The following is a 20278-nucleotide window of genomic DNA, read 5'->3' on the forward strand; positions in this document are numbered from 1 at the left end:
CTTATTCTACTGGGCAGGTGTTGTCGCTCATGTAGTCGTGCACGGCCAGTTCGCCGGAAGCGATCTTGTCTTTGGCACCGTCAACCGCTGCTTTCATGTCTGCGGACACGAGGGAGGCGTTGTGCTCGTCCATGGCGTAGTCGATGCCGCCGTTGGCCACACCCATCACGTTGAAGCCGGTTTCCAGATCAACGCCAGCCTTCATGGCTTCGTAAACAGCGTTGTCTACGCGCTTCATCATGGAGGTCAGAACTTTGCCGGAATGCAGGTGGTTCTGGTTGCTGTCCACACCCACAGACAGGATGCCTTCATCCGCTGCGGTCTGCAGCACACCAACGCCAGTGCCGCCAGCCGCTGCGTATACAACGTCCGCGCCCTGTGCGATCTGCGCTTTGGTCAGCTCAGAGCCTTTTACCGGGTCGTTCCAGGCTGCCGGGGTGGTGCCGGTCATGTTCTGGATCACGGTGGCCTCAGGGTTCACAGCTTTCACGCCCTGAACGTAGCCACAAGCAAACTTACGGATCAGCGGGATGTCCATGCCGCCGATGAAGCCTACGGTGCCGGACTTGGACGCTTGCGCGGCCATCATGCCAACCAGGTAAGAGCCTTCGTGCTCGTTGAACACAACGGAGCGTACGTTTGGCGCGTCCACAACCATGTCGATGATCGCAAACTTGGTGTCAGGATAATCAGGTGCCACTTCGCTCAGCACGTTGCCAAAGGCAAAGCCGGTCATCACGATTGGGTTGGCGCCCGCTTCAGCAAAACGACGCAGAGCCTGCTCACGCTGAGCTTCGGACTGCAGTTCGATTTCGCGGAATGTGCCGCCGGTTTCATCCGCCCAACGGGTCGCGCCACCAAAGGCTGCTTCGTTGAAGGATTTGTCAAATTTGCCGCCGAGGTCAAAGATCAGCGCTGGCTCTGCCAGGGCTGCACCTGCGGAAAGAGCTGCTGCCGCGGCTGCGCCGAGGAATTTGTGCATGAGGCTCATAAATGTCTCCCATATATTGAGCGGGTCGGTCGTTGTTTTGGCGAGCTGCCGTCCCGTCTGTTGTTTAGATCCCGCCGGATCATCGTGTTACTAAGGCGATTGAGACCGTTAGCGTCAACGATTTTTTGACCGTTTGGGCAAAAATGACCGATCTCGAATCACACCTACGACTACCTTAACGCCTTTTTCATAAGGCTGGCAGTGATTTGCTCTCCGTCCGGTCTGCTGTAGTAGCCAGGCCGCTCACCGCAGATTTCGTAGCCCGCTCGCAGGTAGAGCGCAAGCGCAGCCGCATTGTCCTGCGCGACCTCCAAGATTGCCCAACACGCTCCGCGTGTTTTTGATTCGGCCTCGAATTGATTCAACAAAATAAGGCCCAGACCCTTGCGCTGGTGGTTCGGGTCCACCGCTATGGTCAGCAACTCCGCCTCATCCGCGATCACCCGGCCCAAAGCGAACCCCACGTCACCTCCAATGGCAAAGGTCAGGCGCGAGGCCAACATGTCTGAAATTTCAGCAGCACTCCAAGCGCGGCTATGGGGGAAAGCGGCTGCATAGATCTCCGCCATCGCCTCTGGCGTCATGGTAAGATCACCGGTGCCGGATCTTTGGGCGGGGCTGCGTCCGCTGGTTTGATGTACAGTGGGGCAGGGCGCGCCGGGTTGTCTTGGTACCGTTGCGCCGCCAATCTCGCGATCTGTTCCACAAGGTTGTCGGCCTTGGGAGTCGCAAGGACAACATCTTGCATGATGTCCAAAAGCTCTTCTTCAGAAGCCAGATAAGGCACTCCATCTTTGGGAGATAGATACCCTTGTCCGCGTGGCCCTGGCACCACTGGCACTGCAGGATAGTCCAATCCGGCTTCGATCGCATCAAAGCTATTCACGCCCACGGCTGGAATACCCAAGCCAAGCGCCAACCCTCGGGCTGCTGAGACAGAAATCCGAATGCCGGTAAAGTTGCCCGGCCCAACGCCAACACCAATTGCATCCAGATCGGCAAAAGTTTTTCCGCCCTCCGCAAGCACCTCTTCCAACATTGGCATCAGCCGTTCGGCTTGTCCGCGCTTCATCTCTTCAACCTTGAAGCCGATGATGTGCTCTCCAGACAGCAAAGCGGCCGCAACATGCGCGGCCGATGTGTCAAAACTCAGAACCAATGGTGTGGTCATGCTGTTGGCTTACACCGCTACAGGGCGCACTTCGGTCACTTCAGGGATGTAGTGACGCAGCAGGTTCTCGATGCCCATTTTCAGGGTCAGTGTGGAGGATGGGCAGCCCGCACAGGCGCCTTGCATGTGCAAGTACACAACGCCACGATCAAACCCGTGGAAAGTGATGTCACCACCGTCTTGCGCCACAGCTGGGCGCACGCGGGTATCCAGAAGCTCTTTGATCTGGCCAACAATCTCACCATCTTCACCGGTGTGCTCTGCGTGGCCCGAAGGCGCTGCCGCATCGCCTGCCAGAACCGGCTGACCGGATTGGAAGTGTTCCATGATCGCGCCGAGAATGGAGGGTTTGATGTGATCCCACTCAATGCCGTCGGCCTTGGTCACGGTGACAAAGTCATTGCCAAAGAACACGCCAGCCACACCGTTCACCGCAAAGATACGGGTCGCCAAAGGAGAGGCCGATGCGCCGTCCGCTGTCGGGAAATCGGCGGTGCCCATTTCCAGCACGGTCTGGCCGGGCAGGAATTTCAACGTGGCGGGGTTTGGTGTGGATTCTGTTTGAATGAACATTGGCAGACCTTTCCTATCGGGAATTGATATGCGCCTGCGATGGGCATTAGTCAAGGTTTAGATTCATTCTAAACTGAGGTATGAAAATGGTGGCTTAAGTCACAGCCTCAAGCTGTTCTTTGGTCAAGTCACCGGGCACCACCGTGATCGGCACGGGCAAGCTGCCAGAACTGCGCGAGAGTTGAGATACCAAGGGACCTGGCCCCTTGCGATCATTGCCCGCCCCCAGCACCAGAACGCCAATTTCAGCGTCCTCTTTGATCTCCGCGAGGATTTCGTTGACCGCTTCGCCTTCGCGGATCTTCAACTCAGGATCGACACCCTGACGGTCCCGCATCCACTTGGCAAACACCTCATAATGCACCTCGATCCGCTCCCGCGTTTCTTCGCGCATCAAGTCGCTGACGCCAATCCAATGATTGAACTCTTCCGGCGGGATGATCGACAGGATTTTCACGCCGCCACCAGTGCGCGCGGCGCGCATCGCTGCAAACCGCATCGCATTCAGACATTCCCGGCTGTCATCCAGCACCACGAGAAACTTGCGCATATTGCCCCTCCGTTTCCGCGATCATGCCGCCTAGCGCCTTGGGGTGCAATGTTTCTTTCTGCCGCGTCACGCGGTGGTCGCAGCCCAGTCCCAATACATCTCGCGCACGCGGCGGGTGAGGGGGCCAATTTGGTACTGCTGATCCTCAAAGGCTTTGACCGGGGTGACCTTGCTCATGTTGCCGGACAAAAAGATCTCATCCGCCTCCGCAAAATCGCCATAACCCAGAATGGTCTCATGTACGGTCACGCCATCTGCGCGCAGGTTTTCAATGTGCCGTGCGCGGGTGATGCCTGCCAAGAAGGTGCCGTTTGGAATGGGGGTGAACACCTCACCATCACGTACCATAAACACGTTTGAAGTGGCGGTTTCGGCCACGTTGCCCATGGCATCACAGGTCAGCGTGTTGTTGAACCCTTTCAGGCGTGCTTCTCGCAACATGCGCGCGTTGTTTGGATACAGGCAACCTGCCTTGGCATTCACAACGGAACTCTCCAAAACCGGTCGGCGGAATTGCGTTTTGCACAGTGATACTGCCGCATCCGGCGCCGCCATCGGAATTTCCTCAAGGCACACGGCAAATCCCGTTGTGTCCGCACTCGGCACAATCGCCGTCGCATCACCATCCAGCCCCCAATACATCGGGCGAATATAGACTGCCGCTCCCGGTGTGTAAGCTTTCAGTCCTTCTTGCACGATGGCCACCATGTCCTCGGTTGAGACGGTAGGGGTGAGCATTAAAGCCTCAGCCGAGCGGTTGGTGCGCGCGCAGTGCTTGTCCAGATCCGGTGTCAGCCCATTCACCAGTCGCGCGCCGTCAAATACGGTGGAGCCCAGCCATGCACCGTGATCCGCGGCACGAATGATGGAAATGTCGCCGTCATGCCAAGTGCCGTTGTAATAGGTGCGGATGTTTGTGCCGGTCGCCATGACGCAGGTCCTCTTGCTGATTTGAACGGGAGACTAGGCCGCGCTTGCCGCAACGTCCAGTAGGGGATTGAGGCATTGAACGCGACGTCTTGACGCCAACAAAAAAGGCCGCGGAAAAGTCCCGCGGCCTTGATGTTTTAGATGGCAAAACGCTTACTTCAAGCGCTGCCCGTTGGCCAGAACCTGACCTTTGTCGTTCACTTCGATCTTGGAGACCAGTGTGTCGTCGCCTTCACCTGGCTGGGTGAACATGCCCATCATCATGCGCGCGCCCATCGCCTGTTCTTCTGGCAGCAGACCCATCGAGATCAGCTTGTCCATCAGCCCGTTGATGCCGGCAATCTTGACGTCCAGGCTGCCTTCGGGACGTGGGAAGCCGTCAAAGCTCTCCATGTCGGTGTTGTCAAAGGTGAAGCTGCCCGCACCTTCCACAGCAGCGCCAGCGAGGTTCAGCTGGATGTCGTTGATGTTCAGCGCATTCAGCTCGCCTGGGATTTCAGGGCTGTCGTCGTCCAACGTCAGGATATCAATTGCAACTGTTGCCAGACCACTCACGTCCACCAGCAAGTTGGCTGGGTCACGCGGCAGCACCTGACCGGGGTCAAACATGCCCCACAGCATTTCAGACACACTCAGATCCAGCATTTTTACGGTCAGACCAAATTCCTGCTGCTCGTCAGAGGCGGCCAGAGGCACGGCAAAGGCATAGCCCATTTCGCCAAAGCTGACGTCAATTGGCAGCGGGAATTCAGGGCTGGCGACATTCATCGCAACATTGGTCACGGTGCCGTCGTAAGCCATACCTTCGCTGTCCATATCAACCCCAACAACGGCCGGGCCGCTGGTGTAGGCCAGAGAGCCTGGGGTGCCGTCTTCCATGAAGTTCACATTCATGGTGGAGGATTGCAGCGAATAGCTGCCTTCAATCGCAAACCCGTCGGCAAAGAACGCCGCGACATCTTCGCTATAGTCACCGGTTGGCACGCTGGCTGCGCCGTCAACTTCCAGGCCAGCGCCGGTCACGGAGACGTCAAAGTTCTCGCCGGAGTCTGGGTCAACGCCTTTTGCAATCAGGGACACACTGCCAATGCTGCCTTTTTGTACGCTGCTGATTACATCGCCAAATGTGGTCTGGGACCGGCCCGCAAAATCTGCAAAGGTCAGCGCAATGTCCATGTCCGGCACGGTTTCACCGTCTACAACAATGCTGTCCACAACCAGGTCCAGCTTGCTCGCGGCATAGTCATACACCATGGCTTCCGCTGTGCCGGAAACGACGTTTTTCATGTCCGAGGAAGACATGGTCAACGCAATTTCGACCGTCTCTGTGTCGTCCAGAAGTTTCACAAGGATCGGCGCGTTTTCCGGCACAACTACCCGCACACTGCCATCGCCGACATTTTCAAAGGCGATGGTGCCCAGATCGATCGCCACGGAGGCATCTTCTTCCGGAATGTCCATCGACATCGCCAGACCATTCACGGTCAGGACATCGCCTTCGGTGCTTTCGGTGGCCGAAATCTCGTAACCAAAACCGGTCATCGAATCGCGCCAATTGCTCCAAACTTCATTGGCGGTGACGTCTGCCCAAGCGGCTTGGGCGCAAAAAACCGTGGCCAAAGCCGTGGTTGTGAAAATGCGGGGTGCTGAAATCTGCATCAACTTATCTACCTTTTCAAAGCCTTCCCCCTAAGACTGGGTCTTCGATGGGGCAGGGTCAAGGGTCAAACCAGCGGGTTTTTTAGCTTGGGGTAGACGCCTTGCCAGGTTCACCTTACTTCAAGGGAAATCAAATATTCCAAGAGGTTGCTTTCTGACGCGCGTCGGCAAAAAACAGCCTTTGGCCGGAAAATCCGGCCTTTCGCGCAAAGTGAGACCGACATGATTGAGTTGACCAAAGACAACAGCGGCCTGTGGCTGGTGACCATAAATCGCCCGGAAAAAGCCAATTCTCTGACTGAAGCCATGCTCACAGAACTTGCCGAAATCGCCGAGTCGGCTCATGAAGCCCGCGCTCTGATCTTCACCGGCGCCGGCAAGGTTTTCTCCGCTGGTGCCGACCTGGACGAGGCCCGCGCGGGCCTGGCCATCAGCCCCGTCTGGGAGCGTTTGTCCGGTGCTGTTGCCGCGCTTCCTGGCCTGACCATTGCGGCCCTAAACGGCACTTTGGCGGGCGGCGCCAACGGCATGGCTTTGGCCTGTGACATCCGCATCGCCGCGCCACATGCCAAGTTTTTCTATCCGGTGATGAAACTTGGCTACCTGCCGCAGCCCTCTGATCCGGCCCGCCTTGCTGCTTTGGTCGGTCCTGCCCGCGCCAAACTCATGTTGATGGGTGGTCAGAAACTCACAGCTGAGGAAGCGCTCACCTATGGTCTGATCGAGCGTATCGTGCCCGCAGAGGACGTTGTCGCCGTGGCACAAGAAATTGCGGCGGACACGCTTGCGGCCAAACCGGAGATCGCGTCGGGCATCAAGCAGATGTGTCTGTGATACCCAAAACCCCTGATATATCAATTTGGTCACATTTTTAGACCAATTGCCTCACGCGCTTGACCCAACGGCACAGCTGTCGCAAACCGCACCCGCCGGTGCCATAGGCATACGTCATCCACACCGGCAGATGTATCTACGGTGTGAGGGTCTCATGAGCCAAGATCAGTTGATCGCGCAGCTGTGCAACATTGTTGGCAAACGTCACGTCCTGACCGGCGCACGCCGCACGCAGCGTTTCCGCAAAGGCTTCCGCTCTGGCGAAGGCGACGCCCTCGCTGTGGTGCAGCCAGCAACGCTTCTGGAGCAATGGCAGGTGCTGCAAGCCTGTGTGGCGGCCGACAAAATTGTCATCATGCAGGCCGCCAATACCGGCCTGACCGAAGGCTCCACCCCCAAAGGCACCTATGACCGTGAGGTTGTGCTGATCAACACCCGCCGCATGGACGACATCCAGCTGATCAAAGACGGGAAGCAGGTGATTTCCTTCCCCGGCTCGACATTGTTCAAGCTGGAAAAGCTGCTCGCACCTATTGGCCGTCAACCACATTCGGTGATTGGCTCCTCCTGCATTGGCGCGTCTGTGGTGGGCGGTGTCTGCAACAACTCCGGCGGCTCGCTTGTCGAACGTGGGCCCAGTTACACCGAGCTTTCCGTCTATGCCCAGATCACCGAGAAGGGCGAGTTACAATTGGTCAACCATCTCGGCATTGACCTCGGCGCCACGCCGGAAGAGATCTTGACCAATCTTCAATCCGGCACTTTCACGGCGCAAGACATCCACGATGACAACCGCCGCGCCTCTGATACCGACTACGCCCGCCGCGTTCGGGATGTGGAGGCCGACAGCCCGGCACGGTTCAACGCCGACAAATCCCGCCTCTACGAGGCCGCAGGCTGTGCCGGGAAACTCGCCGTCTTTGCCGTGCGTCTGGACACCTATGCCAAGAATGACGCGGAAAAGACCTTCTACGTGGCCGCATCCGACACTGCCGCGCTGGGCACCCTGCGGCGGCGCATTCTGAAAGACTTCAAAACCCTGCCGGTTAGCGCCGAATACCTGCACGAAGACGTGTTTGACCTCTCCGATGTCTACGGCAAAGACACGATGGTGATGATCGACAAGCTCGGCACCGACCGCTTGCCGACGTTCTTTGCCCTCAAAGGCACGGTTGATGCCCGCTTACAAAACGTGCCGGGTCTGACGCATTTCACCGACAAGTTTATGCAATTTGCCGCCCGCCTCTGGCCCAATGTGGTGCCCAAACGCATGCGCGCCTTTCGCAAGACTTACCCGCACCACTTGATCCTGAAAATGCGGGACGGCGGCATTGATGAAGCCCGCGCGCTCCTGAGTGAAATGACCTCAAACGGCGCGCTCGACTTCTTTGAGTGTGACGACCGCGAAGCCAAAATGGCCGGTCTCCTGCGTTTTGCTGCCGCAGGGGCGGCCGTACGCTACATGAATGTGCACAGTGCAGAGGTCGAAGATATCATTGCGCTCGACATTGCCCTGCGCCGCAATGATGAGGATTGGTTCGAATCCCTGCCCAAGGAAATCGACGATCAATTGGTCAGCAAGCTCTACTACGGTCACTTCATGTGCCACGTGCTGCATCAGGACTATATCGTTAAAAAAGGTTGCGATCCCAAGGCGCTCAAAGCGGCGATGCTGGAAATCCTCGATCAACGCGGCGCTGAATATCCCGCTGAACACAACGTGGGCCACCTCTACGCCGCGAAGCCAGACCTCGCGGCCTTCTACAAATCCGTGGACCCAACCAACAGCCTGAACCCCGGCATCGGGAAAATGTCGCGCAACAAGCATTACAGCTAAGGATTAGCGTTTGCGCCGCCCTCCCGGCGTTTTGGAATGAAACACCGGCGGGCGCTTACTGACCCAGGTGATAAACTTGGCTAGCCTGGGATGTCTTTGCAGCATCTCAATAGAGTTGTAGACCTGAGCCAGCTCAGTTTCTGTCAATGTGGCGTGGATTTCATTGTGGCAAATCTGGTGGAGCAACACGGTTGGCCCACCTTTTCCTCCGCGCAATCGCGGGATCAGGTGGTGCTTGGATTGGCGCGCCTCGGGTGGAATAGGACGACCACAGAGCGGACAAATCGGGTCGCGTGCCGTCTCTGATGCCGCATCTGTCACGTTTTTCCCCCCGTTTTTGATTGAGTTACCCAAGCCCGCAAGGCAAGAGGATACTCAAAGCGCCCATTTCAGCAAGTGGACCTCTCATGGACGGCACAGCCTTACTCAACTCAGCTCTCGAACAGGTCGAACGCTTGTGGGGTATCGCCCAAGGCTGGCTGCTCAGCCCCGCCGCCTGGTCGCAATTTGGCCTGCTGCTGGTGGCCTACCTTGCTGCGCTTTATGCCAGCCGCAAGCTGCACCCGCTGCTGAACCGCTGGCTCACCCCGCCAGAGGGGCAAGACAGCTACATCGCCCGCGCCCGCCGCTTTGTGTCGATGTTCTTGCCGCTACTTCTGCCGCTTCTGGCCTATGTCTTCATCGGCATTGGCGAAAACGTGACCCGCTCACTGTTCGGCTCCGGCGCGGTAATCGCTTTTGGCAAACGGGTATTCCTGTTCCTCGCCGTGCGCATTCTGGTCAAAGAAATCATCGCTGATCCGGTGATGAAAGTCCTGGGGCGCTACCTGCTTGTACCCATCGCCGGTCTCTACGCGCTGGGCATTCTGGATGAGGTCATGGCCTATCTGGACGCCACGGTTGTTCCACTGGGCAACCTCTCCTTCTCGGTGCTGTTTGCCATCCGCTTTGTTGTGGTGGCGAGCGCGATCTTCTGGCTTGGCCGCTGGTCCAACGAGCAATCCAGCCAGTTCATCAAGAAACAGGACGAGATGCGCCCTGCGATGCGCGAGCTCATCGCCAAAACCCTGGAAATCGGCATCTTCGGCGTCGCCTTCCTGCTGGTGATGAACATCATGGGCATCAACCTCACCTCGCTGGCGGTGCTCACCGGTGTGATTGGTGTGGGGCTTGGTTTTGGCCTGCAAAAGATTGCCTCCAACTTCATCTCCGGCGTGATCCTGTTGCTCGAAGGCCAGGCCACTGTTGGGGATTATGTGGAGCTGGACGGCGGCGAGGCCGGCACCATCATCAAAATGACCGCCCGTGCCACCATTCTGGAAACCTACGATGGGCGCTGGATTGTGGTGCCCAACGAGGATTTCATCACCACCCGTGTGGTGAATTACTCCGACAGCGGCTCCGCCAACCGCTACGAGGCGCCCTTCTCCGTCAGCTACGACACCGACATCAACAAAGTGCCCGACATCATCGAGGCGGCGGTGGCCAAACACCCCGGCGTGTTGAACGACCCGTTCCCGCCTGATTGCGAGCTGCGGGGCTTTGGCGACAACGGTGTGGATTTCGCCGTAGAGTTCTGGGTCGAAGGCATTGATGACGGTCGTAACAAGTTCACCTCTGACGTGCTCTTCCTGATCTGGAACGCGCTCAAGGACGAAGGTATCACCATTCCGTATCCACAGCGTGTGGTGGAACTCAAAACGCCATTGCCAACCGCGTGACCTATGCGCTGATCATAGGCGCTGGCCCTGCTGGCCTCATGGCGGCTGACGTGATCTCTGCGGCGGGCCATTCCGTTGTGGTGGCCGAGGCCAAGCCTTCGGTGGCGCGCAAATTCCTGATGGCGGGCAAGTCCGGCCTCAACCTGACCAAGGATGAGCCGTTTGAGGCCTTCCTGAGCCAGTATCACGAGGCTTCTCCTACCCTGCGTCCTATGCTGGAGGCCTTTGGCCCCAAGGATGTCACCACCTGGGCAGAAGACCTGGGGCAGGAAATGTTCACGGGGTCATCTGGTCGTGTCTTTCCCAAAGTCATGAAAGCCTCGCCGCTCCTGCGGACCTGGCTCTCACGGTTATCAGAGCAGGGCGTTGAGATCCGCACCCGCTGGCGCTGGACGGGCGGCAGCTACCGTTTTGACACTCCGACCGGCCCGCAAGAGATCGACCCCAAGGTCTGCGTTCTGGCCTGCGGCGGTGCCAGCTGGGCGCGTCTAGGCTCTGACGGCACATGGGCGGATTGGCTAAAAGCACCGCTCGCGCCCTTCAAACCGGCCAACATGGGCTTTGAAGTCGACTGGTCCCCACACATGGCGCGCCACTTCGGGATGCCGATCAAAAACGTGACACTCACCGCGGGCGATGCCTCTCTACGCGCTGAATTTGTCATTTCCGAACGCGGTCTGGAAGGCGGCGGCATCTACGCCGTCTCCCGCCCCATGCGCGACGGCGCGGCGCTCACGCTGGACCTTTTGCCGGACATGAGCTTGGACGACATCCGCGCGCGCCTGTCGCGCCCCAAAGGCAAAATGAGCCGCGCCAACTTCCTGCGCAAAGCGCTCAAGCTTTCTCCGGAAAAGCAGGCCTTGCTGATGGAGTTTGGCCAGCCGCTGCCAGAGGACTTGGCCCCACTCATTAAGTCTTTGCCGGTAACCCACACAGGCCCGCGTCCAATGGATGAAGCAATTAGCACCGCAGGCGGCCTGCGCTTCGATGCTGTAGATGCATCCCTCATGCTCAAGGATCACCCAGGCACGTTTGCCGCAGGTGAGATGCTGGATTGGGAGGCCCCCACCGGCGGCTACCTCCTCACCGCCTGCCTCGCCACAGGGCGCTGGGCCGGTTTAGGTGCCGCCAACTGGCTGAAACGCGCACCCTAACTTTCTCATTCCTCAGATATCCCGGGGTGAATTGGCCACAGGCCAAGAGGGGCTGGCCCCTCACTTTTTCTTCGGCAACAAACGCTGAAACGCCTCACGCCCCCGCGTGACCTTGATGTAGCCAAGCAGTTCCTCATTGTCGGTTGGGAACCCTTCAAATTTCGCCCAAGTCGCGCAATGGGTCAGGATGATATCCGGCACGGTCATCTCGTCGCCCATCAGATAGGTCCCCTGACGGCGGCGCAGCACGTTCTTCAAGCCCCGGCTGTATTCCCACATTAGGGTCTCTTTCACCGCAGGTACCTTCCGCTCGTCTGGCAGGATGAAGTTGTGACGGCTTGCGGTCCACAGTCCAGCTTCCACTTCATCCAGGATTTGATGTGTGAAACTGTCCTGATGCGCCCGCTCGATGGTGCCAGCCGGGTAGGTCAGCGCACCATGTTTGTCCGCCAGATAGGTCAGGATCGCGGTGCTGTCGATGATCGCCGCGTCGCCATCTTTCAGGATCGGAATTTTACCAGACGGATTGAGCGCGCTCACAACCTCGGAATGCGGCTTTTCCGGCGACAATTTGTAAGGCTGACCCAGCTCTTCCAACATCCAAACCACCCGGAACGCGCGGCTGGTGGGGCTTCCGATCACTTCATACATGGCATCCTCCCTGCTCTTTGAGGGGAGACTGCCCGTCGATCTCTCATGAAACAAGCGTCTCCTGCCGTCGTGACGCCTCGTCGCGCGTTACCGCCCGCGCTGGCCCAGCATCGCCAATCGCAAGAACAGCCGTTCCACGAGCGCCATCTCCGGCGCGCGCTGTCCGGCGGAGCGCAGCTGCAAGTCGGTGTCGGTCAGGCCGGTCAGCGCCTGCTCCAGCTTGGGCGCACCCCAGCTCGACGCCTGTCGCACCATACGATCGCGCCGCGGCCCAAAAATCGGCGGACGCATCCGGGCAATACCCGCCGCCGCCCCGCCGGGGTCCGCCGCGGCGCCATAAAGCGCCCGGAAATGCCGGGTGGCCGAGATGATCAGCAACACTGGGTTCACACCCTGCGCTTCCAACTTGCGCAGCACCGGGCCAATCTCCCGCGCACGCCCTTCGGCCACGATGTTCAGAATGTCATCCAACGCCGCCTCGGTGGACACCGGAGCACAAGCCGCCACATCCTCGGAAGTCACCGGCAGGTCGTCCTTGAACTTATAAAGCGCCAGCTTTTCACAGGTCTGCCGGAAATCGCCGGGGTCCAGCTCGCGTGCCAGATTGAACAGGTCGGTCATCGCCTCGTGTTCAACATTGCCAAGACCGGCGGCCTTCAAATCCGCCTCAATCTCCTCCCGGCTGGGCGGATCGTTGTAAATCCCCACCGCATAGGCATTGCGGTGGGTCTCAAACGCTTTGCGCATCTTGGAGCTGGCTTTAAGTTGACCAGCGGTCACCACAATCTGCGCATCACCTTCGGCCCAATCCTCCAGCGCGCTCAGAATCGCCGGAGCACCCGCATCGGTGGCCCCTTCGACAAACACCACGCGTGGTCCCGGGAAGAAGCTCACTTCCTTGATGGCATCCAAAACGGCGGCTTTGTCTTTGCGCAAATCCGCGCCGGGAATGCGGGTCAGCCGCATTTCCTCCTCGCCCTGCGGTCCAATGAGCGCCGCAACTACTTCCTGGCGTTTCAGCGCCACGCGCATCGCATCCGGCCCGAAAATCAACAGGCCCGTGCGATCCGGTTCCGGCTTGGAAAAGTAGCGATTGGCGTCCCGCGCAGAAAGCTTCATGCCGCCTCAGACACCGCATAGGCCTGCAGATCGACCACAATCCGATCCGCCAGAATCACCATTAGCCGCTCATAGGCGTCGTCTTTCGCAGCCAATTCGGACACGGTGCTGCCGCTCGCGGAATAGCTGGTGAAGCTCGACACCTTGCCGGAGGTCAGCACCTCTTTGTCGTCCATGCCGCGCAGCGCATAGGTCACAGAGCCCACCACGTCATAGCGGTTGGTCACCTGTGCCGAGGTCCGGCCCACGCCTTGCTCATCCAGGTTCATCGCCAGAGACAAGCCAAACTGCGGCGCGCCACCTGGCTGGCCCAAACGGTTCTCAAGCTCACGCACCAACAGGTAGCTTTCACTGGCCTTGGGCTCATCCACCAACACATTGTTGAGCAGCATCGAGGCCGCCCCGTCCGTGCCATAGACAGGCTCAAATCCACAGCCGCTGAGAGAGGTTCCCCCCAATGCGGCTGCAGACAACATAAAGAAGCGGCGGTTAAACGACGACATTCACAATCCGACCGGGGACAACTATCATCTTCTTGGGCTGGGCCCCATCCAGCGCTCGAACAACAGCTTCATGCGCCAGCGCCAGCTTTTCAACCTCTTCTTTTGGCATGTCCTTCGCCACGGTGATTTCCCCGCGCCGCTTGCCGTTGATCTGGATCGGCAGCGTCACGTTGGCCTCGACCAGCATCGCCTCATCGGCTTTGGGCCAGGCCGCATTCACAACCAGACCTTCGCCGCCCTGATGCGCCCAGATGTCTTCCGCGAGGTGCGGTGTCATCGGCGACATCAGCTGTGCCAAAGTCATGATCGCTTCACGCTTGGCGGCTTTGCCCGCCTTGGATTTGGCGATGGTGTTGGTGAAAGCGTACAGTTTCGCGATGGATGCGTTGAAGCCAAAGCTCTCCACACCCAACGTCACATCGCGGATCGCCTTGTGGGTCTCGCGCAGCAACTCGTCGTCACCCTGACCTTTGGCACCGTCGTCCATCTCGCCAATCTTGTCACAGAGGTTCCAAACGCGGGTCAGGTGTTTGTATGCCGCTTCCGCACCAGAAGCGGTCCACTCCACATCGCGCTCGGGCGGGCTGTCAGACAGCACAAACCAACGCGCGGTATCGGCGCCAAAGGCGGTGATGATGTCGACCGGGTCGACGACGTTGTTTTTGGACTTGGACATCTTGGCGGACGGAATAACCTCTACCTTCTCGCCAGTCTCTTTCACAAAAGTGCCACCGTCACGTTCTTCCACTTCTGCAGGGTAGTGATGGATCGCGCGGCCGTTGTCGTCGGTACGCTCGGCGTTCTTATAGATTGCATGCGTCACCATGCCTTGTGTGAACAGTGCGTCAAACGGCTCTTTTGCGCTTTCCGGCAGGTGGCCACAGATGTTCATCGCCCGCGCAAAGAAACGCGAATAGAGCAGGTGCAAAATCGCGTGCTCAATGCCGCCGATATACTGATCGACGTTCATCCAATAGGCCGCATCTTCCGCCACGGTAGGCGTGTCCGCTTTCGGCGCGGTAAAGCGCGCAAAGTACCAGGAGCTGTCCACAAAGGTGTCCATGGTGTCGGTTTCACGCTTCGCCGGTGCACCACAGTTCGGGCAGGTGCAATCGCGCCAGCTTGGATGACGGTCGAGCGGGTTGCCCGGCACCGAGAAATCAATCGCTTTGCCGTCTTCATCGTAAGGCAGTGCAATGGGCAGGTTCTCTTTCTTTTCCGGCACCACACCGCAGGCATCACAATGCACCACCGGAATCGGGCAACCCCAATAACGCTGGCGGCTCAGACCCCAATCACGCAGGCGGAAGTTGGTCACGCCTTTGCCCCAACCGGCCTTTTCGGCAAAATCGATGGTGACATCGATGGCTTCCTGACCAGTGGCCTCATCCAGACCAGAAAAATGGTTCACCCATTTCACCTTTTCATCCTTGCCTGGCACAAAGGCGGTGTTCTCCACCGGTGACTCATCGCCAATGGCAAAGAAGGTGTCCACGACGGGCAGGTCATATTTGCGGCAGAAGTCCAAATCCCGCTGGTCATGCGCAGGGCAGGCAAAAATCGCGCCGGTGCCGTAGTCCATCAAAATGAAGTTCGCGATCCAAACCGGCAGCTCCCAGTCGGGGTTCAGCGGATGTTTCACACGAAGGCCAGTGTCATAGCCCAGTTTTTCACCGGTCTCGATCGCCTCTTCAGTCGTGCCTCCTTTGCGGCACTCCGCCACAAACGCCGCCACATCAGGATTGGACGCTTCAAGTTCTTTCGCAATCGGATGATCCGGCGAAATCCCCACAAAAGACGCGCCCATCAGCGTGTCGGGGCGTGTCGTATAAACGGTGATATCCTCACCGCCATCCGTGCGCTCAAAGCCAAATTCCAGACCACGCGATTTGCCAATCCAGTTTTCCTGCATCAGCCGCACTTTTGCGGGCCAGTTGTCCAACCCGTCCAGCGCGGTCAACAGCTCATCAGAATAGTCGGAAATCTTGAAGAACCACTGCGTCAGCTCGCGCCGCTCCACCAGTGCGCCGGAACGCCAGCCACGACCGTTCTCAACCTGCTCGTTGGCAAGCACGGTCATGTCGACCGGGTCCCAGTTCACCACGGCGTTTTTGCGATAGACGAGACCTTTTTCGAGGAAATCAAGGAACAGCGCCTGCTGCTGCCCGTAATAATCCTCGTCACAGGTGGCAAACATGCGCGACCAGTCCAGCGACAGGCCCAGCGGCTTCATCTGTTCAACCATCGTGTCGATGTTGGAATAGGTCCAATCCTTCGGGTGGCCGCCAGACGCCATCGCCGCGTTTTCCGCAGGCATACCAAAGGCGTCAAACCCCATCGGGTGCAGCACGTTGTGACCCGTGGAGATTTTGTAGCGCGCGATTACGTCGCCCATGGTGTAGTTGCGCACGTGGCCCATGTGCAGCTTGCCGGACGGGTAGGGGAACATCTCCAGCACATAATACTTGGGTTTGCTCTCATCCCGAACGGCTTTGAAGGTCTCGGTTTTGGCCCAGGCCTCTTGCCAGCGGGCTTCAATCTCTGCGGGGCTATAGCGCGACATGCGGTGGCACCTTTTCAGTTATTCGTGTCAGCCACCTCAAAAGCGTGGCGCGGGTTGCGCAAGGTGATAGGACGCCCGCGCGCCTTGGTCCAGTCACAAGAGCCGCAATTTGACCTATCACATGGCTTACCGTGGCCTATTTTCGGGCTATACACCTCTAACAAGAATATTTGAGACAGGTCGTTGGCGTGAAAATCCTCTTCATTCACCAGAATTTCCCGGGACAGTTCAAACATCTGGCACCGGAATTGGTTGCGCGCGGTCATGACGTGCGTTCTATCACTCTGCGCGCCAAACAACGCGGCAAATGGCAGGGGGTGGAACTCTACCCCTATCAGATCAAACGCAAACCGGCCCAAGGTCTGCATCCGTGGATGGTGGATTTTGAAACCAAAGTGCTGCGGGCGGAAGCCTGCTACGCCGCCGCGCGTAATCTACGGAACGAGGAAGGCTACACACCCGATGTGATTGTCGCCCATCCGGGCTGGGGCGAGTCGATGTTTCTGCGTGATCTCTGGCCCACCGCGCGTATTGGTCTCTATTGCGAGCTTTATTATGCGCTCCATGACACGGATACGCATTTTGATCCGGAGTTCCCGAAGCGTAGTGCTGACACTGATTCCATCCGCCTGCGTCTGAAGAACCTCAACAATATGATGCACCATCAGTCTGCTGACTTGGGCATCAGTCCAACCCAGTTTCAGGCCAATACCTTCCCGCCGGAATACAAAGACATCATCAGTGTGATTCACGATGGTATCGACACCGACGTGGTGAAGCCACACCCTGATGCTTCGCTGACTTTAGGAGACGGAACAGTTTTGACCCGCGAGGACGAGGTCATCACCTTTGTGAACCGCAACCTCGAACCCTACCGCGGCTATCACGTCTTTATGCGCGCGCTGCCGGAGCTGCTCAAACAGCGCCCGAATGCCCGTGTTCTCATCGTGGGCGGCGATGAGGTGAGCTACGGCGCGGCCCCGCCGAAAGGCCAAACCTGGAAGCAAATCTATATCGACGAAGTGCGCGGAAAAATTCCAACCCCCAACTGGGAGCGCGTGCATTTCCTGGGCAAAGTACCCTACGACCAATTCCTCTCCATGCTGCAAATCAGCAAGGCGCATGTCTATCTGACTTATCCCTTTGTGCTCAGCTGGTCCTTGATGGAGGCCATGGCCATTGGCGCGCCAATTGTCGCCAGCGACACCGCACCTGTGACCGAGGTCATCACCCATGGTGAAACCGGCCGCCTGTTCCCCTTCTTTGAAGGCGAACGCATGGTCGCGGAAATCTGTTCCGTGCTGGATGATCCCGACATGTGTGCTGACATGGCCAAAGCCTCCCGCGCCTACGCGGTGAAAAACTATGATCTGCAAAGCTGCTGTCTGCCCAAACAGCTGGAATGGATTCAGAAACTGCACGATATGCCCGCCGGCGCGCTGCGCAGTTGAATCAAAAAAGCCGCAGTTCTAGGTCTGCGGCTTTTCGAAAGTTGATAGATGTCAGATCAGATCTTGCGATCGGCAATCCGGATTTGCCGCGCCCGCGTGAGAATCGCGTCCTCAACCGCGCGCGCCGTGCTTTCGGGCACTGCCCGTCCGCCACTGGATTGCAACGCCACATTCAAAGACCGCGCGTCTAGCGAAGAATCACGGATATATATTGTGGCCCGGTAAGAGCGCCCGCCGCCGGGCGGGGTGCCATAGCCGGTCGAGATCACACCACTAAAAGGATCCACTGTCTGAATCGGCAGGAAGTCCAAAACTTCCATCGACGCCGCCCAGAGGTATTTGTTCACCCGAACGGTCTCATCTGAATTGTCCGGACCAAAGACATCCCAGATGGTTTCACGCTCCTGGCTGTATTCGGTGGTCCGGCCGTCTCCTAAGAGGCCTGTCGGGTTTTTGTCCCTATTGCCACATGCGCTGACACTCAACACAGCAACAAGCGCGGCCAGAAGGGCGGGGCGACGGTATAGTTCCATAAAACTGCCTCAAGACGTGGTTTGTACCCGTCCTAGCCAACCCCCACGCATTGGGCAAGAGTCTTGCGCCTTATATACGGGAGGCCACATGGCGCAGTGAATTCACCCAACCCTGCGTATTGGTTAATCTATCGGCGGTTTTTTGCTTGGGAAAACCAACTGTGGCATGTCTGCACCACGTCTGGTCATCTTCTCTTAAAGCTTCTCGCCGTGCTTGCCAAAACACCCCCAAAAGAGCGAGAGACTACGGCATACCCAATCAGGGATTCTCCAGGTTGGGCGCATGAATTGGAAATCCGAGGGAAAAAATCATGAAAAAGATTCTCTTCGCATCGACTGCACTCGTTGCTACCGCTGGCGTTGCTGCCGCTGAACTGACCTGGTCCGGCTCCGGCCGCTTGGGTGTTGTATACACCGAGAACGCGTCTCAGGACACCGTTCTGGATCACCGCTTCCGTCTGACCGTAAACGGCGTAACCGAAACAGACGGTGGCGTTAAGTTCGAAGGCCGTATTCGTTGGCAGGCTGACGACGGCATCTCCGGCGGCAACGTAAACGGCGGCGGCGCAACCGGCGGCGCAGGCGCAGCTGGCTTCGCAGTATCCACCGGCGGTTTCCGCGTTGACGTTGGTCACGTTTCCGACGTGTTCGACTCCGGTGACGTTGTAACTTGGGGCGGCCACGGCGTTGGCTACACTGGTTTCTTGGACCAGGCAGCGAACTTCTCCGGCTTCCAGAAAGTTGGCTTCGGTAACGGTCAAGCGGCGTCACAGACTATTAAAGCTCTGTACTCCATCAGCGACTTCACTGTGAACGCATCCTACACACTGAACGACACCACCATTGCTGGTGCTGACGAAAACTGGCAGATCGGTGCTGGCTACAACTTCGGTGCACACCGCATCGGTGCCATGTACGGCGACGACAAAATGGCTGGTAAGCAGTGGGCGATCGGTGCTGACGGTTCCTTCGGTGACTTCTCCTACGCTGCTCTGGTTGGTGACAACGACACCGTTAACGACACTATGTTCGGTCTGTCCGGCGCATACGCTGTTTCCGCAGCTGGCTCCATCACTGGCTTCGTTTCCAGCGGTGGCGGTTCCGGCCTCGACACCTCCTACGGCATTGGCTACAGCCACTCCCTGGGCGGCGGTGTATCTCTGGCAGCTGGCGTTGGTTCCAACTCCGCTGGCAACACCCAGGCAGACGCCGGTGTGACCTTCAGCTTCTAATAGCTGAAAGACACCAAGTCTTTTGGGGCGGGCTCGCAAGAGCCTGCCCCTTTCTTTTTGTGCAAAACCATGATTTTTGCAGGGCAGCACCAACAAGAGGCCTGTCCATGTCGCTCTCCGAAATTCAAAGCCGCATCGCCAAAGCAGAAACCGCCGCCGGACGTCCCTCTGGCGAAACCAAATTGATCGCGGTCAGCAAGCGTCAACCCAATGATGTGGTGGAAGCGGTCCTGAAACAGGGCCACCGTTTGTTCGGGGAAAATCAGGTGCAGGAAGCGGCTGGCAAATGGCCCGCCTTCCGCGAGACCTACCCGGATGCCAAAGTTCACCTGCTTGGCCCACTGCAAACCAACAAAGCCCGACAGGCGCTTGGCCTGTTTGATGCCATCCATTCGCTTGACCGTCCCAAACTTGCCAACACCCTGGCCCGTCTTGCGCAGGAAGAGGGCACATGCCCTGATTTGTTCATTCAGGTGAATACCGGTGAAGAAGAACAGAAATCCGGCGTGCTTTTGGCGGATGTGGATGGTTTTGTGGCTGAGTGTCGCGCGCTGGAATTGCCGGTAGTGGGTTTGATGTGCATTCCTCCAGCAACCGAAGAGCCTTCGTTGCACTTTGCTTTGCTGGCCAAATTGGCATCCCGCAACGGGCTTGCCGGCCTGTCCATGGGTATGAGTGGCGATTATGAGCGTGCCGTTGCCTTGGGCGCGACCCATGTACGGGTTGGCTCCGCCATTTTTGGCGCGCGCGACTCCTAAACCTTCGCGCTCGTTTCTACGCTGGGAAGCCTCCGGCGGGGATATTTA

The 20278-nt window shown here is 58.2% G+C and carries 20 protein-coding genes; 7 read left to right on the forward strand and 13 right to left on the reverse strand.

Annotation, left to right across the window (positions count from 1 at the left end):
- Position 1: 1 nt before the first annotated feature.
- The 7 genes from Q0955_RS09500 to Q0955_RS09530 all read right to left on the reverse strand — a co-directional run bounded on the left by Q0955_RS09500 (position 2) and on the right by Q0955_RS09530 (position 5874).
- Positions 2-991 carry a BMP family ABC transporter substrate-binding protein gene (locus Q0955_RS09500; protein WP_299423566.1) on the reverse strand — a complete coding sequence of 330 codons (990 nt, stop codon included), beginning with the start codon at positions 989-991 and terminating at the stop codon, positions 2-4.
- A 170-nt stretch (positions 992-1161) separates the two neighbouring features.
- Positions 1162-1575 carry a GNAT family N-acetyltransferase gene (locus Q0955_RS09505; protein WP_299423568.1) on the reverse strand — a complete coding sequence of 138 codons (414 nt, stop codon included), beginning with the start codon at positions 1573-1575 and terminating at the stop codon, positions 1162-1164.
- Positions 1572-2162 (reverse strand): tRNA (adenosine(37)-N6)-threonylcarbamoyltransferase complex dimerization subunit type 1 TsaB, encoded by a 591-nt coding sequence (gene tsaB / locus Q0955_RS09510; RefSeq protein WP_299423571.1) that lies wholly within the window; start codon positions 2160-2162, stop codon positions 1572-1574. Before tsaB ends, Q0955_RS09505 begins: the two co-directional genes overlap by 4 nt.
- 9 nt (positions 2163-2171) lie before the next feature.
- Positions 2172-2735 (reverse strand): NifU family protein, encoded by a 564-nt coding sequence (locus Q0955_RS09515; RefSeq protein ID WP_164644348.1) that lies wholly within the window; start codon positions 2733-2735, stop codon positions 2172-2174.
- A gap of 94 nt (positions 2736-2829) precedes the next feature.
- Positions 2830-3285: a universal stress protein gene (locus Q0955_RS09520; protein WP_299423575.1), complete on the reverse strand. Its 456-nt coding sequence runs from the start codon at positions 3283-3285 to the stop codon at positions 2830-2832.
- 66 nt (positions 3286-3351) lie between these two features.
- Positions 3352-4215 carry a branched-chain amino acid aminotransferase gene (locus Q0955_RS09525; RefSeq protein WP_299423578.1) on the reverse strand — a complete coding sequence of 288 codons (864 nt, stop codon included), beginning with the start codon at positions 4213-4215 and terminating at the stop codon, positions 3352-3354.
- Between the two features lie 153 nt (positions 4216-4368).
- On the reverse strand, positions 4369-5874 hold the full coding sequence (locus Q0955_RS09530; RefSeq protein ID WP_299423580.1) for a DUF2125 domain-containing protein: 1506 nt from the start codon (positions 5872-5874) through the stop codon (positions 4369-4371).
- Positions 5875-6096: 222 nt separating this feature from the next.
- On the opposite strand from Q0955_RS09530, the gene Q0955_RS09535 reads away from it, so the two are divergent.
- The gene (locus Q0955_RS09535; protein WP_299423582.1) at positions 6097-6708 is read left to right on the forward strand and encodes an enoyl-CoA hydratase/isomerase family protein; all 612 of its coding nucleotides are present in this window, start codon (positions 6097-6099) and stop codon (positions 6706-6708) included.
- Between the two features lie 154 nt (positions 6709-6862).
- On the forward strand, positions 6863-8545 hold the full coding sequence (dld, locus tag Q0955_RS09540) for a D-lactate dehydrogenase (RefSeq protein WP_299423585.1): 1683 nt from the start codon (positions 6863-6865) through the stop codon (positions 8543-8545).
- Between the two features lie 3 nt (positions 8546-8548).
- Here dld and Q0955_RS09545 read toward each other — a convergent pair whose 3' ends face one another.
- On the reverse strand, positions 8549-8866 hold the full coding sequence (locus Q0955_RS09545; RefSeq protein ID WP_299423587.1) for an HNH endonuclease: 318 nt from the start codon (positions 8864-8866) through the stop codon (positions 8549-8551).
- 86 nt (positions 8867-8952) lie between these two features.
- On the opposite strand from Q0955_RS09545, the gene Q0955_RS09550 reads away from it, so the two are divergent.
- Positions 8953-10266, forward strand: a complete 1314-nt coding sequence (locus Q0955_RS09550; protein ID WP_299423590.1) for a mechanosensitive ion channel domain-containing protein — start codon at positions 8953-8955, stop codon at positions 10264-10266.
- On the forward strand, positions 10263-11420 hold the full coding sequence (locus tag Q0955_RS09555; protein ID WP_299423593.1) for a TIGR03862 family flavoprotein: 1158 nt from the start codon (positions 10263-10265) through the stop codon (positions 11418-11420). The genes Q0955_RS09550 and Q0955_RS09555 overlap by 4 nt, the downstream gene beginning before the upstream one ends.
- A gap of 60 nt (positions 11421-11480) precedes the next feature.
- Here the strand turns inward: Q0955_RS09555 and Q0955_RS09560 are convergent, their stop codons facing one another.
- The 4 genes from Q0955_RS09560 to leuS all read right to left on the reverse strand — a co-directional run bounded on the left by Q0955_RS09560 (position 11481) and on the right by leuS (position 16256).
- Positions 11481-12071, reverse strand: coding sequence for a glutathione S-transferase family protein (locus Q0955_RS09560; protein WP_299423596.1), 591 nt, complete (start codon positions 12069-12071; stop codon positions 11481-11483).
- An 87-nt stretch (positions 12072-12158) separates the two neighbouring features.
- Positions 12159-13190, reverse strand: coding sequence for a DNA polymerase III subunit delta (gene holA, locus Q0955_RS09565; RefSeq protein WP_299423599.1), 1032 nt, complete (start codon positions 13188-13190; stop codon positions 12159-12161).
- Positions 13187-13693 (reverse strand): LPS assembly lipoprotein LptE, encoded by a 507-nt coding sequence (gene lptE, locus Q0955_RS09570; protein ID WP_299423601.1) that lies wholly within the window; start codon positions 13691-13693, stop codon positions 13187-13189. Before lptE ends, holA begins: the two co-directional genes overlap by 4 nt.
- Complete coding sequence (leuS, locus tag Q0955_RS09575) at positions 13680-16256, reverse strand: leucine--tRNA ligase (protein ID WP_299423604.1); 2577 nt, start codon at positions 16254-16256, stop codon at positions 13680-13682. Before leuS ends, lptE begins: the two co-directional genes overlap by 14 nt.
- Positions 16257-16444: 188 nt before the next feature.
- Here leuS and Q0955_RS09580 point away from each other — a divergent pair, with 188 nt between their 5' ends.
- Positions 16445-17707 (forward strand): glycosyltransferase family 4 protein, encoded by a 1263-nt coding sequence (locus Q0955_RS09580; protein WP_299423606.1) that lies wholly within the window; start codon positions 16445-16447, stop codon positions 17705-17707.
- A 56-nt stretch (positions 17708-17763) separates the two neighbouring features.
- Here the strand turns inward: Q0955_RS09580 and Q0955_RS09585 are convergent, their stop codons facing one another.
- The gene (locus Q0955_RS09585; protein ID WP_299423608.1) at positions 17764-18240 is read right to left on the reverse strand and encodes a DUF3576 domain-containing protein; all 477 of its coding nucleotides are present in this window, start codon (positions 18238-18240) and stop codon (positions 17764-17766) included.
- A 311-nt stretch (positions 18241-18551) separates the two neighbouring features.
- On the opposite strand from Q0955_RS09585, the gene Q0955_RS09590 reads away from it, so the two are divergent.
- Both Q0955_RS09590 and Q0955_RS09595 read left to right on the forward strand, forming a co-directional pair.
- Complete coding sequence (locus Q0955_RS09590) at positions 18552-19472, forward strand: porin (protein ID WP_299423611.1); 921 nt, start codon at positions 18552-18554, stop codon at positions 19470-19472.
- A gap of 107 nt (positions 19473-19579) precedes the next feature.
- Positions 19580-20230, forward strand: a complete 651-nt coding sequence (locus tag Q0955_RS09595) for a YggS family pyridoxal phosphate-dependent enzyme (protein ID WP_299423614.1) — start codon at positions 19580-19582, stop codon at positions 20228-20230.
- Positions 20231-20278 lie beyond the last annotated feature (48 nt).

The sequence above is a fragment of the uncultured Shimia sp. genome, assembly GCF_947493595.1.
GTDB lineage: Bacteria > Pseudomonadota > Alphaproteobacteria > Rhodobacterales > Rhodobacteraceae > Shimia.

Coding starts and splice junctions, on each gene's coding strand:
- Q0955_RS09500 (WP_299423566.1), bottom strand. CDS start 991: ATGAGCCTCATGCACAAATTCCTCGGCGCAGCCGCGGCAGCAGCTCTT.
- Q0955_RS09505 (WP_299423568.1), bottom strand. CDS start 1,575: ATGACGCCAGAGGCGATGGCGGAGATCTATGCAGCCGCTTTCCCCCAT.
- tsaB (WP_299423571.1), bottom strand. CDS start 2,162: ATGACCACACCATTGGTTCTGAGTTTTGACACATCGGCCGCGCATGTT.
- Q0955_RS09515 (WP_164644348.1), bottom strand. CDS start 2,735: ATGTTCATTCAAACAGAATCCACACCAAACCCCGCCACGTTGAAATTC.
- Q0955_RS09520 (WP_299423575.1), bottom strand. CDS start 3,285: ATGCGCAAGTTTCTCGTGGTGCTGGATGACAGCCGGGAATGTCTGAAT.
- Q0955_RS09525 (WP_299423578.1), bottom strand. CDS start 4,215: ATGGCGACCGGCACAAACATCCGCACCTATTACAACGGCACTTGGCAT.
- Q0955_RS09530 (WP_299423580.1), bottom strand. CDS start 5,874: ATGCAGATTTCAGCACCCCGCATTTTCACAACCACGGCTTTGGCCACG.
- Q0955_RS09535 (WP_299423582.1), top strand. CDS start 6,097: ATGATTGAGTTGACCAAAGACAACAGCGGCCTGTGGCTGGTGACCATA.
- dld (WP_299423585.1), top strand. CDS start 6,863: ATGAGCCAAGATCAGTTGATCGCGCAGCTGTGCAACATTGTTGGCAAA.
- Q0955_RS09550 (WP_299423590.1), top strand. CDS start 8,953: ATGGACGGCACAGCCTTACTCAACTCAGCTCTCGAACAGGTCGAACGC.
- Q0955_RS09560 (WP_299423596.1), bottom strand. CDS start 12,071: ATGTATGAAGTGATCGGAAGCCCCACCAGCCGCGCGTTCCGGGTGGTT.
- holA (WP_299423599.1), bottom strand. CDS start 13,190: ATGAAGCTTTCTGCGCGGGACGCCAATCGCTACTTTTCCAAGCCGGAA.
- lptE (WP_299423601.1), bottom strand. CDS start 13,693: ATGTCGTCGTTTAACCGCCGCTTCTTTATGTTGTCTGCAGCCGCATTG.
- leuS (WP_299423604.1), bottom strand. CDS start 16,256: ATGTCGCGCTATAGCCCCGCAGAGATTGAAGCCCGCTGGCAAGAGGCC.
- Q0955_RS09585 (WP_299423608.1), bottom strand. CDS start 18,240: ATGGAACTATACCGTCGCCCCGCCCTTCTGGCCGCGCTTGTTGCTGTG.
- Q0955_RS09590 (WP_299423611.1), top strand. CDS start 18,552: ATGAAAAAGATTCTCTTCGCATCGACTGCACTCGTTGCTACCGCTGGC.
- Q0955_RS09595 (WP_299423614.1), top strand. CDS start 19,580: ATGTCGCTCTCCGAAATTCAAAGCCGCATCGCCAAAGCAGAAACCGCC.